Here is a 15,668-nt window from a genome sequence, read left to right as displayed (position 1 = left end):
TCTGCCTGCCCCGCGCGACGTCTTCTGACACTGATAGGTTTGGGCCACAGCTCAACCACAACATATTGTGGTGCTTGGTCCGGCCTGCACAAACTGGCCCGAAACCGTCGCATGGGTCAACGGCTTTTTCGGCCGCTAGTCCCATATATTTGGTGCCACCATGGTGAGCCGCTACAAGCGCTATGGGTTGTCCCCGTTTCATCCACATGGATGAGGGGCATGTGCAGGCTAGGCGAAGCGTAGGAAATGCAGCCTTCCCGCAATGGTTATCCACAGCTGTTGAGAACTCGCCTCAACTTATCCCCATCGCACCAGCGAAAGACCGCGCGACATGCAAGCAACACTGGGATTGCAAGTGTGCACGAAAAAACATGCACCCAAATCAGGCAGACAGCGAAAACCCCAGCGCTTGCAGGGGGTGAGGACAACAACTGATCATGAAAGTGAAGTGGTCGGGGCGGCGAGATTCGAACTCACGACCTTCTGTACCCAAAACAGACGCGCTACCAAGCTGCGCTACGCCCCGATGGCCCTCCTCTACCCTCGGAACGCGGCAGATGGAAGGCAATTTTTGCAGGTCAGCGCGGGAAAGTGCCAGCCCTGAAATGTGGCATGGCAAACCCCCTCCGGCGCCGGTTGCCGGCTATTCGCAGGCCCAGACCGCATCCTTGATCGCGGGGTGCTGCATGACGCTGCCGGGCACGATCCCCATCCGCTCGGCAAGCCCGCCGTTGATCTCAAGCACGTATTGTGCCGGTTCCCCGCTGGGGATCGGCGTTTCATCATGCGGAATGGCATCCGCATGCACCGAAACCACCTGCCCCTGCGCATCGGCAAAGATAATGTCCAGCGGGATCAATGTGTTCTTCATCCAAAAGGACACAGGACGCTCCTGATCGTAGGCAAAGAGCATGCCCTGTGACGAGGGCATGTCCTCCACGAACATGAGACCCTTGGAACGTTCTGCCACCGTATCGGCGACGTCCACGTTAAAGCGCGCGCTGCCCCAATCCCCTTTAAGACGCAGGACATCGTCGCGGCAGCCCTGCGCCGTGACGGGCCCTGCGGCAAGGATCGCGAGTGCGATCAGGCAGTTGCGAGTGCGGCTTCCCATGCGCAGACCTCTGTTGCCATGAGGCCCCGCTTGCCGTCGATGACGCGGATAGCCAGCGCTTCGCCCGGTTGCAGGTCGGCAAGGCCGGACCGGCGGAGAACCTCGATATGAATGAAGATGTCGCTGGACCGGCCAAAGATGTTGGCAAAGCCGAAGCCCTTGCCCTTGTCGAACCATTTCACCCGCGCCGGCTCAAGCGGAGCTGCGGCGATCACCTCCGGATCGATGCCTTCAAAATCTGCCAGCGGCGCGCCTGCGGGCACCTCGGGCGGATCGATGCGCAGCACTTCAGTGGCCTGAATGCCGCGCTCCGTCTTTTGCACCGAGATCTCGATCTGCGCATTGTCCGCCACCGAACTCTGGCCAAAATTCCGGAGAACATTGGCATGCAGGAGGATATCCGGCCCTCCCTCGTCGGCGATGACAAAGCCGAACCCCTTCACCGGATCGAACCATTTCACCTTTCCGATTACGCGGCGTACCTCTGCGTCTTCTTGTGTCAACTGCGTTTCCAAACTTCTGAGTGTTAGCGTATCCCCAGATTGTCTTGCGACAAACGCCCTCTGGATTGCAAGCATCACCAAGCGCTATTTTGTGACGGATCGCACTTCATGTAACGTGATATTCACGGGTTTAGGCGTGCTACGCTCCAGTTGTCGGCGGTGTTCCGCCTGCGCCACACAAATCGGTCGTGAAGTCGGAACTGACCATCGGCCCAGAACTCTATTTCGAGGGGGGTGATGCGGTATCCCCCCCAAAACGGTGGCCGGGCCGGTTTGGTTCCCTTGGTTGCGGTGATCTTCGCGACCTCGGCCATCAGCGAGGCGCGGGAGTCCAGAGGCCGGCTCTGCTTGCTGGCCCATGCCCCGAGGCGGGATTTCAGCGACCGGCTGTCATAGTAGGCATCCGCTTGCGGGCCGTCCTCGCGGGTGACGGTTCCGCGCACCCGCACCTGCCGGCGCAGGGATTTCCAGTGCATCACGAAGGCCGCCTTTCCGGCGCCCTCGATTTCCTGCGCCTTGGCGCTTTCGTAATTGGTATAGAAGACGAAGGCGTCATTCTCGATTTCTTTGAGAAGCACCATGCGGCTGTTGGGCAGCCCGTCCGCGTCGACAGTGGCAAGGGCAATGGCGTTGGGATCGTTGATCTCGGTCGCCTCGGCCTCAGAAAGCCAGCGGCGAGCGATGGCAAAGGGGTCGTCCCCCGCGAAAAGGCCGGTACGGTCGGACATGAGATATCTCCTTGAGGGGTGCTCGGGTGGCACCGACACTTGAAGCCCCCTTGGGCATGCCCTAAAGGAAGCCGGAACAGGAATGCCGGTTAGGGGAAGGTAATGTCAAACACTCTGATGGCGGGCAAGCGTGGCCTCATCATGGGGCTTGCCAACGACAAGTCTATCGCATGGGGCATCGCCAAGGCCCTCCGGAACGCAGGGGCGGAACTTGCCTTCTCGTACCAGGGCGAAGCGCTTAAGAAACGTGTGGGGCCGCTGGCCGAACAGCTGGGGTCGGACATCGTCCTGCCCTGCGATGTGGGTGACGAGCCATCCATCGACGCGCTCTTCACCTCGCTGGGGGAACGCTGGGACAACCTCGATTTCGTGGTGCATGCCATCGGCTTCTCGGACAAGAGCGAACTGCGTGGCCGTTACGTGGACACCAGCCGTGAGAACTTCAAGCTGACCATGGACATCTCGGTCTACAGCTTCACCGCGGTGATGCAGCGCGCCGAGAAGATGATGAACAAGGGCGGCTCGGCCCTGACCCTCACCTATTACGGTGCAGAACGCATCATGCCTCACTACAACGTCATGGGCGTGGCCAAGGCGGCCCTTGAGGCGTCGGTCCGGTACCTGTCCGAGGATCTTGGGAAGGACGGCATCCGGGTCAACGCGATCTCGGCCGGCCCGATCAAGACCCTCGCGGCCTCGGGGATCGGCGATTTTCGCTACATCCTGAACTGGAATGCCTACAACTCGCCCCTGCGCCGCAACGTCACCATCGACGACGTGGGTGGATCGGCGCTTTACCTGCTGTCGGACCTCGGCAGCGGCGTGACGGGCGAGACGCATCACGTGGATGCGGGCTATCACGTGGTCGGCATGAAGGCCGTCGACGCGCCCGACATCACCAAGGCCTGAGACGCGTCCCAAGGGAAGGATACGCCATGGACAAGGACCTGCTTCCACACGAGAAGGGTTTCCACGTCAGCTGGGACCAGCTGCACCGCGATGCTCGGGCGCTGGCCTGGCGCCTGCAGGGGCATGGCCCCGCTGATGGCGGCTGGAAGGCCGTCGTGGCGATCACCCGGGGCGGCATGGCCCCGGCCATGATCATCGCCCGCGAGCTCGACATCCGCACGGTGGATACGATCAGCGTGAAAAGCTACCACTCGGGCGGTGGCAAGGCCGACCAGCGGCGCGAGGCGCAGGTGCTGAAATCCCCAGATGCCGACCTTGTCGGGGACGGCTCGGGGATCCTTATCATCGACGACCTCGTGGACAGCGGCAAAACGCTGGAGCTGGTGCGCCGCCTTTACCCCAAGGCCCACGTGGCCACGGTCTATGCCAAACCCATGGGCAAGCCGCAGGTCGACAGCTACATCACCGAGGTCAGCCAGGACACCTGGATCTTCTTCCCTTGGGACATGGCGCTGCAATACGTCAAACCCTACCGGGGCGACAGCGACTGACCCCAGCCGCCCGCTCAGACCATTGCCCAAATTCCTTTCAAGGAATTTGCACCGCCCCGCGCCGGAATTGGCGCGGGGCGGTTTTCGTTCAGAGCGCCGCCTTCAGCGTCTCTTTCCACGGGGTCGTGGGACGGCCCAGAAGTGTCGACAGGGTCTTGTCATCGGACTGGAGCCCCCCCTGCGATGCGCCGGTTTCACTGTCTGCCAGCATGTCGGCGACCGGCTCGGGCAGGCCAAAACCGGTCAGCGCGGCCTTGTACTCGGCGGCGGGCAGGTTGGTGTAAGTGACTTCCTTGCCCGACAGTTCGGTCAGGGCGGCGGCAAACTCGGGCAATGTGTAGCTGTCGTCGCCTGCCAGCTCGTAGACCGCCCCCGAGGCCGGCAGATCGCCGGTCAGCACGATGGCCGCCGCTTCGGCGTAATCGTCGCGCGAGGCGCTCGACACACGGCCCTCGCCGATGGTGCCGATCATGCCGCCATTCTCCACCGCGCCCTTGGCACCCATGGCGTAGTTCTCGGTGTACCAGCCGTTGCGCAGCAGCACATAGCTCAGGCCCGATGCGGCAAGCGCGTCTTCGGTGGCCTTGTGTTCGGGCGGCAGCACGGTCAGCGGCGACGTGTCGGCGCGCAGGATCGAGGTATAGGCGACAAAGCCCACGCCCGCGGCCTTGGCCGCCTTGATGACATTGCCATGCTGCGCCGCGCGCTTGCCGACCTCGCTCGAGGACACCAGCAACAGGCGCTCCACCCCGGCAAAGGCCGCCTCGAGCGCCGCTTCGTCGTCATAGGAGGCGATGCGCACCGTCACGCCCTTGGCTTCGAGCGGCGCTGCCGCCTCGGGACGGCGCACGAGGGCGCCGATGTCGGACGCCGGGACGCGGGCAAGCAGTGCGTCGATGGCCTTGGCGCCAAGCTGACCGGAGGCGCCGGTGACGAGATACTTGATGGACATGGGTGTTCCTTTCTTCGGGGCCTTCGCCCGATGGTTTCTTGCGGGATCGCCCCCTGCGGCGCCCCCGTCTGTCCCGAGCGTCGGGACCGCTTCACTCCGGCTCCGACTCGGGATATGGTCTCAAATCTAGACCGCCGTGCAGCGCCCGTGAAGGAGGCATCTTTCCGTGACCAGGGAACTTCAAGGTAACCACGATCTCGACGTGCTCGACCGCATGGCGGCTCACCCCGGCGCGCCGGCCGACACCGGCCTGTGCCCGATCCGCGATGTCCTGGACCGCGTGGGTCAGAAGTGGACGCTGCTGCTGCTCATTGCGCTGAAATCCGGGCCGAAGCGGTTTTCCGCGCTGCAACGGCAGGTGGGCGACATCTCGAAGCGGATGCTGACCCAGTCCCTGCGCGAGCTGGAGCGCGACGGGCTGATCTCGCGCACGGTGTATCCGACCAAGCCGCCGTCAGTAGAATATGCCCTGACGCCGCTGGGTCTGTCGTCGCTTGCGCCCATCGCGGTGCTGACCGACTGGGCCGACCAGAACCACGATCGCATCCGCGCCGCCCGCGCCAATTACGACGGCGCGGCCCCCGGGGGCTGAGGCCCCCCTTTCGCTTGTCCGGCGGCGCTGGTAGCGTTCCGCACCATTCACGACCGGCGGACCAACGATGATCAAGCCCACGCGCACCCAAGCCACCTTCACCCCGCCGGTTCCCGAGGCCCGGCGCTGGCTCGACGGGCTGAGCTTTCCGCCCCAGCGCCCGCTGCTGAACGTGAGCCAAGCCGCCCCGGTCGATCCGCCCCCCGCGCCCCTGCGCCGGGCCCTAGCCGAGGCCATGGAGCGCCCCGAGCTGCACCTTTACGGCCCCGTCCTCGGCCTGCCTGCCTTGCGCGAAGAGCTGGCGGCCAACTGGAGCGCGCATTATGGCACGCCCATCAGCGCCGCCGAGGTCGCCATCACCGCCGGCTGCAACCAGGCCTTCGCCGCCACCATCGCCGCGCTTTGCGGCGAGGGAGACGAGGTGCTGCTGCCCACCCCGTGGTACTTCAACCACCGCATGTGGCTGGACATGCAGGGCGTCACCACGGTGCCGCTGCCCACGGACGACGGCCTTCTGCCGAGGGCCGAGACCGCCCGCGCCCTTGTCACCGACCGCACCCGCGCCATCGTCTTGGTGTCGCCGAACAATCCCGGCGGCGTCGAGTATCCACCCGAGATCATGACCGAGCTTTACGATCTTGCGCGCGAAAAAGGCCTGCGCCTCATCGTGGACGAGACCTATCGCGATTTCGACAGCCGCAGCGGTGCACCTCATGACCTGCTGTCCCGTGAAGGGCGCGAGGACACTCTGGTTCAGCTTTACAGCTTCTCGAAATCATACCGCCTGACCGGGCACCGGGTGGGCGCCATCGTCACCGGCACGGGGCTGCTGGAGGAGGTGGAGAAGTTCCTCGACACCGTGACCATCTGCCCGCCGCAGGTGGGCCAGTACGCTGCGCTCTGGGGGCTGCAGAACCTCGGCCCCTGGGTGGCCGGCGAGCGCAGCGAGATCCTTGCCCGGGGACGCGCCGTGGCGGATGGCTTCCGCAAGCTCGAGACCAAGGGCTGGACCCTGCGCGGCTGCGGCGCTTATTTCGCGTATGTGCGCCATCCCTTTGCCGAAAGTTCTGCGACGCTGGCGCCCAAACTCGTGCGCGACGCGGGAATCCTCACCCTGCCCGGCACCATGTTCATGCCGGAGGGCGATGCGGACGGCGCGCGCCACTTCCGCTTTGCCTTTGCCAACCTTGACGAGGCCGGCATCACGGCGCTGTTCGAACGGCTTGGCGCGCTGGACTGGCCCCTTGCAGCACGGACGGACGCAGCGTAGACACGGGCGCCAAGAGACTGAAGTCAGACACAGAAAGAGGCGGCCATGGCCCGGGGCAAGAACGGCATCACCAAATACCTGGTCTGGGGCGTTCTCATCGCCTCTTTCCTCGGCTTCGGGGCCTTCGGCACCGTCAATTTCTCCGGCGGCGTGACGGAGCTTGGCCATGTGGGCGACACCCGCATCACCGCCAACGACTACGCCCGCGCACTGCAGTCTGAAATGCGCGCCTTCGAGGCCCAGAGCGGTCAGCCCATGACGTTGGAGCAGGCCCGCCAGTTCGGTCTCACCGACCAGGTGCTGGCGCAGGTGGTGACCAACGCCGCGCTCGATGACGAGACCGCGCGCCTCGGGCTTTCGGTGGGCGACGAACGGGTCGCGGCGGAACTGCGCGACATCCAGGCCTTCCAGGGCTCGGACGGCAGCTTCGACCGCACCGCCTATTCCTACGCGCTGCAGAACGCCGGGCTGGACGAGGCGGAGTTCGAAGAGAGCGTGCGCCGCGACAGCGCCCGGTCGCTGCTACAGGCCGCCGTCCTTGCGGGCACCACCCTGCCCGATACCTACATGGACACGCTGGTCAGCTACGTTGCCGAAGAGCGCAGCTTTACCTTCGCGGAAATCGGCCCTGACGCGCTCACCACCGAGATCGGCGAGCCTTCGGACGAGGATCTGCAGGCGACCTACGAGTCCAACCAGGACGCCTTCACCCTGCCCGAGACCAAGGCGATCACCTACGCCTGGATCACGCCGGACATGATCGTCGACACCGTCGAGGTGTCCGAGGATGCCCTGCGCGCCGCCTACGAGGAACGCCGCGGGGAATTTAACCTGCCCGAACGCCGCCTCGTGGAACGGCTGATCTTCTCGAACGAGGAAACCGCACAGTCCGCCGCCGACCGCATCGCCTCGGGCGAGGCCGATTTCGAAACTATCGTCGAGGAACGCGGCCTGCAACTGATGGACACCGACATGGGCGATGTGGATCAGGGTGCGCTCGGCGACGCCGGCGAGGCGGTCTTTGCAGCCGAGGTCGACGATGTTGTCGGCCCTGCGCCCTCGCCCCTCGGGCCGGCGCTCTACCGGGTCAACGGCGTGCTTGCCGAGCAGATCACCAGCTTTGAAGAGGCCGAGGGCGACCTGCGCGACAGCCTTGTCCTGGACCGCGCCCGCCGCGTCATCGCCGACATGACCATGGACGTGGACGACGAGCTTGCGGGTGGTGCGACCCTCGAGGAACTCGCACAGGACACCGAGATGCAGCTTGGCCAGATCGACTGGACCGACACCTCGGACGAAGACATCGCCGCCTACGAGAGCTTCCGCTCTGCCGCTGCGGCGGTTGCCGAAGGAGACTATCCCACGGTCGAGGACCTTGGCGACGGCGGCATCTTTGCCCTGCGCCTCGACGAGCTGCGCGGCCCTGCGCCCGAGCCCTTCGACGCTGTCGAGGACGAGGTCCGCACCCTGTGGGAACAGCAGCAGATCACCGACGCCCTCGTCGCACAAGGTAACAGCATCGCCGAGCAGCTGGCTGGCGGTCAGACCTTCGTGGAGCTCGGCCTCGAGCCCATCGAGGAAGCGGGCCTGACCCGCAACGCCCAGATCGACGGGGTGCCTGCAGCGGTGCTTGAAGCGGCCTTCGACCTCGAACCCGGCCAGGCCCGGTCCATCCCCGGCGACGGTGGTGCCCTCGTGGTGCGCCTTGACGAGATCACCGAGGCAGATCTCGGGGACGAACAACTTGCCGGTCTCGTGGACCAGCTGCGTGACAGCGCCGCGAGCAGCGTGAACCAGGATCTCTACGGCATGCTTGCCTCGGACATCCAGACACGGGCGGGCGTGACCGTCGATCAGTCGGCGGTGAACGCCGTGCTCACCAACATCCGGTAAGGCCCCATGGCAACGCTCATTCCCGAATTCGATCAGTTCGCAAAGGCCTATCAGGACGGGCAGAACCAGGTGGTCTATGCCCGCCTGGCCGCCGACCTCGACACCCCGGTGTCGCTGATGCTGAAGCTGACCGGCGCCCAGAAGGACGCCTTCATGCTGGAATCGGTGACCGGCGGCGAGGTGCGTGGGCGCTACTCCATCATCGGCATGAAGCCCGACACCGTGTGGAAATGCCATGACGGTGCCGCCTCGATCAATCGCGAGGCCCGCTTCGATCCTGATGCGTTCGAACCGTGCAAGGCGGATCCGCTGACCTCTCTGCGCCAGCTCATCGACGCCTCGCGCATCGAATTGCCCGAGGATCTGCCGCAATCGGCGGCGGGGCTTTTCGGCTATCTTGGCTATGACATGATCCGGCTGGTGGAACACCTGCCGAACGTGAACCCCGATCCACTTGGCCTGCCCGACGCGCTGATGCTGCGTCCGTCGGTGGTCACGGTGCTGGACGGGGTCAAGGGCGAGGTGACCGTGGTTGCCCCCGCATGGGTCACGCCGGGTGTCTCGGCCAAGGCCGCCTATGCCCGCGCCGCCGAGCGCGTCATGGACGCCGTGCGCGATCTGGAGCGCGCCATGCCGCAGGCCAGCCGCGACCTTGGCGAGGCGCACGAGGCCGCGCCGCCGGTGTCGAACTTCACCCGCGAAAGCTACATGGCTGCCGTCGAGACCGCCAAGGATTACATCCGCAAGGGCGACATCTTTCAGGTGGTGCCGGCGCAGCGCTGGACGCAGGAATTCCGGCATCCGCCGTTTTCACTCTATCGCAGCCTGCGGCGGACCAACCCGTCGCCCTTCATGTTCTATTTCAACTTCGGCGGCTTCCAGGTGATCGGCGCCTCCCCGGAGATCCTCGTGCGGGTCTTCGGGCGCGAGGTGACCATTCGTCCCATCGCCGGTACCCGTCCCCGCGGCGCGACGCCGGAAGAGGATCGCGCGCTCGAGGCAGACCTGCTCGCCGACAAGAAGGAACTTGCGGAACATCTCATGCTGCTTGACCTAGGGCGCAACGACACCGGCAAGGTGTCCAAGATCGGCACCGTGCGCCCCACCGAGAAGTTCATCATCGAGCGCTACAGCCATGTGATGCACATCGTGTCCAACGTCGTGGGCGAGCTGGCCGAAGATCAGGACGCGCTGTCCGCTTTCTTTGCCGGGATGCCCGCGGGCACGGTGTCGGGTGCGCCGAAGGTCCGCGCCATGGAGATCATCGACGAGCTCGAGCCGGAAAAGCGCGGTGTCTACGGCGGCGGCGTGGGCTACTTCAGTGCGGGCGGAGACATGGACATGTGCATCGCCCTGCGAACCGCAATCGTGCAGGATGAAAAGCTCTACATTCAGGCGGGCGGCGGCGTGGTCTATGACAGCGACCCCGAGGCCGAGTACATGGAGACGGTCCACAAGTCGAACGCCATCCGGCGCGCCGCGGCGGATGCGTCGCGCTTCACGGGGTCCGGTAACGCCTGATCACGGTGTGGGCGGGCCACACGCCGTTGCAAGACCGAAAGTCTGCGTCTGACTGATGATCCTGGACGAAAAACGGGGCGGCCTGGGCCGCCCCGTTTTTTATTCGTTCCCGCAACACCGGGACGCAGCGCACCGAAGTGATCCCGGTGCTCTGATCCCGCGCGGCGGCTCAGCTGGTGAGCAGCGCCGCCTCGTGCTTCTTGAGCGACCGGCGGGCCGCGCCATAGGCTTCGATGCCCTCGGCATGCTCCAGCTCAGGGAACAGCTCAAAGATTTCCTGACGCTGCTCATCACCGATGCCGCGGAGGGACAGATCGCCCGGCTGGAAGCTTTCCGTCCATGCGCCGTTGGACAGGACCACCTCGTGGTTGTCGAACATCATGTGGATGTAGCTCACGCCAAGGGTGTCGACCTCATCCACGCCCTCGAGCCCGGTAAGATGCTTGGCGGCTGCCAGCACTTCGCGTTCCTCGAAGTAAAGCGCGGTCTTGTCGTTGGCGACCAGAACGCGGTGGTTGGGCGACACGAGCAGGTCATGCTCGGGCAGGTTCTTGCCAAGCGCACCTTGCTGGATCAGCACCGGGCGCAGCTGCGGCTTGCGCGCCAGTTCGTGGCCGGTGAGGTCACGGCGGCCGATCCAACGGATCTCCTGGATGCCGTTATCGCGGGTGATGACCCGGTCACCGACCTCGAGGTCCTCGACCATGCGCTCGCCTTGAGGCGTCGCGATCAGCGTTCCGGGGGTGAAGCAGGGCAGCACCTCGACCGTGATGTAGGCGCTGGATTCACCGCCGTTGCCATCGCTCACGGTGTAGCCAAAGCTGTCGTAGCCGGTGAAGCCCTCGTCCGCGACGAAGGTGACGGTCCCATCAGGGTTCAGCGTCGCGGTGCCGTTGGGCGCCTCGCCGATGGCGGTGATGGTCAGCGGGTCGCCCTCTGGATCGCTGTCGTTCAGGGTCGGATCGAAGGTGGCGGGCGAGGTGCCGGAGGTGGAATAGAGATCGTCCACGGCGAGCGGTGCCGTATTGTCGAGCGGCGGCCCGGGCGGAAGGGTGCCGTCGTCGACGGTGACGAACATGGTGCCTTCGGCGGTCCCGCCATTGCCGTCGTCGACGGTGTAGGTCACCGCGTCCGTGCCAGTGAAGCCCGCGTCGGGCGTGTAAGTGACGGTGCCGTCCTCATTGAGAACCGCGGTGCCGAATTCAGCCTCGCCGATGCTTCCGACCGTAAGCGGATCACCGTCGGCGTCGCTGTCGTTCTCGGTCGGATCGACAGTCAGAGCGGTATCGATGCCGGTGGTATATTCGTCATCAACAGCCACGGGCGGGGTATTGCCGCCTGCCCCGGTGTCGTCGCCGGTGGTCACAGTGATGGTACCCTCGTCGGTGCCGCCATTGCCGTCATCGACCACGTAGGTGATGGTATCGTCGCCGGTGTAACCGTCGTCAGGGGTGTAGGTCACCGTGCCGTCTTCGTTGATCACGGCGGTTCCGTTGTCCGGATCGGTCACGCTGATCACGGTCAGATCGTCGCCGTCGACGTCGGTGTCGTTCTCGGTGGGGTCAAAGGTGACAGGGGTGTCCACGTCGGTGTCGACGTCGTCATCCAGGGCCACGGGCGCGTCGTTCACAGGCTCAACGACGATGTCGACCGTGCCGGTGGCGGTGTTCCCGTCAGGATCCTCGATCGTGTAGACCACCTCGGCCGGACCGTTGTAATCCGCATCGGGAGTGAAGGTGATCGTGTTGTTCTCGTTCACCACGACAGTGCCGTTCGTGGAGGTCGCAGATGTCACGGTCAGCGCCTGGCCATCCGGATCGCTGTCGTTTTCCAGCACATCCACCGTAATGGCCACGTCCTCGGGGGTGGTGGCGCTGTCATCCACCGCGACCGGGATACCATCGCCGCCGTCGGCATCCGTGGTCGAGAAATCGATGTCCGAGATCAGCGTCCCCTGAGTGGAGGTGCCGCCGTTGGCGTAAACCACCTCGACGCTGGCAACCGGGCCGGCGATGCTGACTTGAAGTGTGCCGTTCTGATCCGCGAAGGCGGTGATCGTGTCACCGGATGCGGTCTGGCCGTCCACGGACGTGGTCGTGCCCAGCGGAGTGATGGTCACATCCACCGGGTTGCCATCGGCGTCATAGGCGTTGATGGTCACCAGATCGGCAAAGCTGCCACCGGTCGCGTCGGCGTATTCTTCCAGGTCCCCGAGGTCGCTGCGGTCGCCCCCATCCACGTCATTGAGGATGAACGACACGTTCTGCACTTCGTCGCCATAGACATCGTTGGTGGCGCGGAAGTTCAGGGTTGTGGTCGATGTCGGGCTGACCCCGTCGTCGCTGTCACCGCCGGCTCCGAACAGCTTTAGGTGCGAGGCAGGATCCACGTCGGAACCTTCGGGCACGTAAGCGTCGAAGTTCACGGTAAAGGCCTGCGCCTCGTCGTCCTGACCGGTGAATGTGATGTCGACCGCGACGCCGCCGGTCTCCACGGAGGTGGTCACATCGCCGGGCGCAGTGTTGGTAAGGTTTACACCGTAAGCGCCCAGAGCGCTCCAATCCAATGTAAGATCAGCCATAGTTTTTCGACCCTCAATACAGCAAACCGAAGCGCACCCCGGCTACGATCACTTTGGCTGTGCATGGCACAACCGGATTTACATGCACGTCGCGCCTGCAAGGCCTGCGTGAACTTCGCGCACCCTGATGATCGAATTCCACGCACAGCGAAGAATAACACCAGCGGCAGGGCCAAGGCCCGATTTCGCATTCACACGCATCCTCACGGACACTTGTCGCTCGAAGACCGCCCCCGTGGCCTGTCGTCGTCACCCCCAGTCGGGCTTGGAGGATTAATAGGACTGAGACAGGGGGCCTCAAAGAATAAAATTCGCGGAAAACCGCCGAAACCGGCCCGTTAAGGATCAATTGAGGCGGAATTTCGGCCAAGATGCCGGGTATTTGACGGTCATTGTTTCCTCAGCGCGAGATTGCCACTGACAGATAAGCCCTAACAAAACAAGGCTTGCCCGCAAGGTTCCGCATGTATGGTTTGAACACGGAAGGAGGAAATGTGCAATTTTTGGAAACAGTCACGCAACCGTGATGTCGTCGCGATTTTTTGTCCGCCACATTCGAAAATATGGCGACGCTTGTCCCCTGTTCGTGACCAATCGCTGCAAACACAGGCAATTGGCCCCTGCGCTCCGTGCGCATAGGTTTATCAAATGCGAATCATTTGATGTATATGCGACAGGCCCCAGGGCTGGCCTCCGGCGCTCTCCTGACGCCCGCCAATCGCAAGGCGCACGTCGCGTTTCAGCGCCTTGCTGCAGTCAGGCGACCGGGGCCAGGTTCGTGATCCAGCGGCACTGGTACGGCGCCAGGGTCACAGGCCCCGCCTCGATGGTCTCGCCGCTCAGGAGGTCGACCCAGGTTTCGTCCGCGATCAGGTTCAAGTCACTCTCGGGGATGTCAATCGTGTCCGCGCTCACGTTGTGCAGCGTGAAGATCGACTGCGCCCGATCCAGCGACTGCCGCCAAAGGCCGAAGACCCGTTCATCCATGTTGAGCGTGAACTGCGTGGCATTGGGGTGGAAGCCCGGCTGTTTCGCGCGGATCTTCAGGCGCTCGGACAGCATGGCCAGGACGCGGGCGTGGACGCTTTGTGGATCGTCCAACTGCTCCTTCAGCGCCGCGTAATCCCAGCGATGACGGTTGATCGCCCGGTTCATGCCGCGCCGGTCCACCGCGTCGGTGTCGTTGGGGGTGCCCAGCATGGAGTGGATGTAGAAGGCAGGAATGCCCTCAAGCGACATGGGGATGGTCTGGGAACACAGGAACCGGTCGAGATGGTGGTCGTCCCTGCCCTCGAACGTGCGGCCCATGGCCTCGAAATAGGTGCAGTTGAGCTCGTAGGGCGCCTCGCCCCCACCAGGCAGCGACCGCATGGAGACCTTCCCGCCGATCTCTCGGATGGTATCGATGATCTGCCCAACCTCGGGCGCGGGCAACAGCCCTTCGGCGGGGCGCATGCCGATGCCGTCATGGCTGGCGGTGAAGTTGAGATAGGCACACCCCAGTGGCGCCGGCGGCATGGTACGCTGCCAGTTGATGAGATACTTCGCGTTCCCGGACATCATCGCGTGCAGCACCAGCGGCGGCAGCGGGAAATTGTAGACCACGTGCGCTTCGTTGCGGTTGCCGAAGTAACTGAGGTTCTCGGCCTTGGGCACGTTGGTTTCGGTCAGCAGGATCACCGTCTCGATGGCGTAATCCATCAGAACGCGCATCAGCTGGATCACCGCGTGGGTCTGCGGCAGGTGGATGCTGTTGGTGCCGATCTGCTTCCACAGGAACGCCACCGCATCAAGCCGGATGATCCGCACCCCCATGTCGATGTGCAGCCGGATGATGCGGACGATCTCGAGCAGCACCTCGGGGTTGCGGAAATCAAGATCGACCTGGTCATGGCTGAAGGTGCACCAGACGTGTCGGGTGCCCATGGCGGTCTCGACCTCGCGCAGAAGCGGCGTGGTGCGCGGCCGGGTGACCATGGAAACGTCATCATCGGGCGAGGCTTCGAAGAAGAACCCATCATAGGGCTTCTGCCCCTGCAGGTAGGCGTTAAACCACACGCCCTGACTGCTGACATGGTTGAGCACGAGGTCCGACATCAGGTGGAATTCCGATCCGATACGCTGGATGTCCGCCCATTCCCCCAGTTGCGGGTTCACCTTGCGGTAATCGGTGACGGCGAACCCGTCGTCCGAGGTGAAGGGAAAGAACGGCAGAATGTGCACGCCGTTGACCACGCCCTTCATGTGAGTGAGCAGGAAGTCATGCATGAGGTCGAGAGGCTTGTGGTGCCCGTCGATCAGGCTGTCGCCATAGGTGATGAGAACCGCGTCGTTCTGCGTCCAAAGATTGTTGCCCGGCTTGCGGGGCTTGCGGCGGCGATGCAGGTTATCCGGCCAGAACGCGTCGATGACCTTCGAGGCAAGGATGTGCTGGTCCAGCTCCGGGTAGAGGAAATGAAGCAGCTGGGACACTCTGGCGCTGATGGAACTTTCGGTCATGAACTCTACTGCTTCCCCGTCTTCGTTCGGTCTGCGGGCCACCGGTGGGCGCGGTCCCGTCGGAAATGGTGACACCTTATCGGGGTAGGCCGATCCCCGCAGCCACACAAGGCAAAAGCTGGGTTTGGGCCCCGGATTGTCCCATGTTCGCGGGCCCATGGCGGTTTTGGACGCGGCGAGGCGCCATGTCGCAGGGCAGCGTTGCAAGGTCGCGCCCGCACCATCGGGCGCGAAGATTTGAGGGCACAAACGCTGTTGAAGCGCCCCGGACCCGGGCCGCCACCCCGCAACATCATCCCCTGCCGCCACGCCCGCATGGGCCCGCACCCGAGATTTCGAGACAGGAAACCGCCCCGTGAGCACTTTTGCCCTGACCGTCAGATGCCCCTCGACCCGCGGCATCGTAGCCGCCATCGCCAGCTTCCTCACCGATGAGGGCTGCAACCTGACCGACAGCTCCCAGTTCGACGATTTCGAGACGGGCAACTTCTTCATGCGGGTGAGCTTCCGCTCGGAAACCGGTGCCGATCTCGCCAGCCTCGAGGAACGCTTCGC

General features: G+C 64.1%; 13 protein-coding genes and 1 tRNA gene. 7 read left to right on the top strand and 7 right to left on the bottom strand.

Annotated elements, in window-relative coordinates:
- Positions 1 to 449 precede the first annotated feature (449 nt).
- The 4 genes from IEX41_RS00070 to pdxH all read right to left on the bottom strand — a co-directional run bounded on the left by IEX41_RS00070 (position 450) and on the right by pdxH (position 2,345).
- Positions 450 to 526: transfer RNA gene (locus IEX41_RS00070), tRNA-Pro, on the bottom strand.
- 117 nt (positions 527 to 643) lie between these two features.
- Positions 644 to 1,114, bottom strand: a complete 471-nt coding sequence (locus tag IEX41_RS00065) for a DUF192 domain-containing protein (protein WP_188787603.1) — start codon at positions 1,112 to 1,114, stop codon at positions 644 to 646.
- Positions 1,087 to 1,617 carry a cold-shock protein gene (locus IEX41_RS00060; RefSeq protein WP_229672845.1) on the bottom strand — a complete coding sequence of 177 codons (531 nt, stop codon included), beginning with the start codon at positions 1,615 to 1,617 and terminating at the stop codon, positions 1,087 to 1,089. Before IEX41_RS00060 ends, IEX41_RS00065 begins: the two co-directional genes overlap by 28 nt.
- Positions 1,618 to 1,739: 122 nt before the next feature.
- Positions 1,740 to 2,345, bottom strand: coding sequence for a pyridoxamine 5'-phosphate oxidase (pdxH, locus tag IEX41_RS00055; RefSeq protein WP_188787601.1), 606 nt, complete (start codon positions 2,343 to 2,345; stop codon positions 1,740 to 1,742).
- Between the two features lie 102 nt (positions 2,346 to 2,447).
- Between pdxH and fabI the strand changes: the two genes are divergently transcribed.
- Together fabI and gpt are read left to right on the top strand one after the other, a co-directional pair.
- On the top strand, positions 2,448 to 3,254 hold the full coding sequence (gene fabI, locus IEX41_RS00050) for an enoyl-ACP reductase FabI (protein WP_188787598.1): 807 nt from the start codon (positions 2,448 to 2,450) through the stop codon (positions 3,252 to 3,254).
- Between the two features lie 26 nt (positions 3,255 to 3,280).
- Positions 3,281 to 3,805: a xanthine phosphoribosyltransferase gene (gene gpt / locus IEX41_RS00045; RefSeq protein WP_188787596.1), complete on the top strand. Its 525-nt coding sequence runs from the start codon at positions 3,281 to 3,283 to the stop codon at positions 3,803 to 3,805.
- Positions 3,806 to 3,893: 88 nt separating this feature from the next.
- Here the strand turns inward: gpt and IEX41_RS00040 are convergent, their stop codons facing one another.
- Positions 3,894 to 4,757 carry an SDR family oxidoreductase gene (locus tag IEX41_RS00040; protein ID WP_188787594.1) on the bottom strand — a complete coding sequence of 288 codons (864 nt, stop codon included), beginning with the start codon at positions 4,755 to 4,757 and terminating at the stop codon, positions 3,894 to 3,896.
- A 166-nt stretch (positions 4,758 to 4,923) separates the two neighbouring features.
- Here IEX41_RS00040 and IEX41_RS00035 point away from each other — a divergent pair, with 166 nt between their 5' ends.
- The 4 genes from IEX41_RS00035 (at position 4,924) to trpE (ending at position 10,033) form a co-directional block, all read left to right on the top strand.
- Entirely contained in the window at positions 4,924 to 5,349 is a 426-nt protein-coding gene (locus tag IEX41_RS00035) for a winged helix-turn-helix transcriptional regulator (protein WP_229672844.1), read from the top strand.
- A gap of 67 nt (positions 5,350 to 5,416) precedes the next feature.
- Complete coding sequence (locus IEX41_RS00030) at positions 5,417 to 6,619, top strand: aminotransferase (RefSeq protein ID WP_188787592.1); 1,203 nt, start codon at positions 5,417 to 5,419, stop codon at positions 6,617 to 6,619.
- A gap of 45 nt (positions 6,620 to 6,664) precedes the next feature.
- Positions 6,665 to 8,512: a peptidyl-prolyl cis-trans isomerase gene (locus tag IEX41_RS00025; protein ID WP_188787590.1), complete on the top strand. Its 1,848-nt coding sequence runs from the start codon at positions 6,665 to 6,667 to the stop codon at positions 8,510 to 8,512.
- 6 nt (positions 8,513 to 8,518) lie between these two features.
- Entirely contained in the window at positions 8,519 to 10,033 is a 1,515-nt protein-coding gene (trpE, locus tag IEX41_RS00020) for an anthranilate synthase component I (protein WP_188787588.1), read from the top strand.
- Positions 10,034 to 10,202: 169 nt separating this feature from the next.
- Here trpE and IEX41_RS00015 read toward each other — a convergent pair whose 3' ends face one another.
- Together IEX41_RS00015 and IEX41_RS00010 are read right to left on the bottom strand one after the other, a co-directional pair.
- Positions 10,203 to 12,614, bottom strand: a complete 2,412-nt coding sequence (locus IEX41_RS00015) for an Ig-like domain-containing protein (RefSeq protein ID WP_188787586.1) — start codon at positions 12,612 to 12,614, stop codon at positions 10,203 to 10,205.
- 756 nt (positions 12,615 to 13,370) lie between these two features.
- On the bottom strand, positions 13,371 to 15,113 hold the full coding sequence (locus IEX41_RS00010) for a sugar phosphorylase (RefSeq protein ID WP_188787584.1): 1,743 nt from the start codon (positions 15,111 to 15,113) through the stop codon (positions 13,371 to 13,373).
- Positions 15,114 to 15,468: 355 nt separating this feature from the next.
- Here IEX41_RS00010 and IEX41_RS00005 point away from each other — a divergent pair.
- Positions 15,469 to 15,668 (top strand): ACT domain-containing protein (locus IEX41_RS00005; RefSeq protein ID WP_188787582.1); only part of this gene is annotated, 200 nt, incomplete at its 3' end.

This window comes from Salipiger pallidus (genome assembly GCF_014643635.1).
Taxonomy (GTDB): Bacteria; Pseudomonadota; Alphaproteobacteria; order Rhodobacterales; family Rhodobacteraceae; genus Salipiger; species Salipiger pallidus.
The sequence above is the reverse complement of the archived record's forward strand: the minus strand, read 5'-3'. Positions and strand labels throughout refer to the sequence as shown.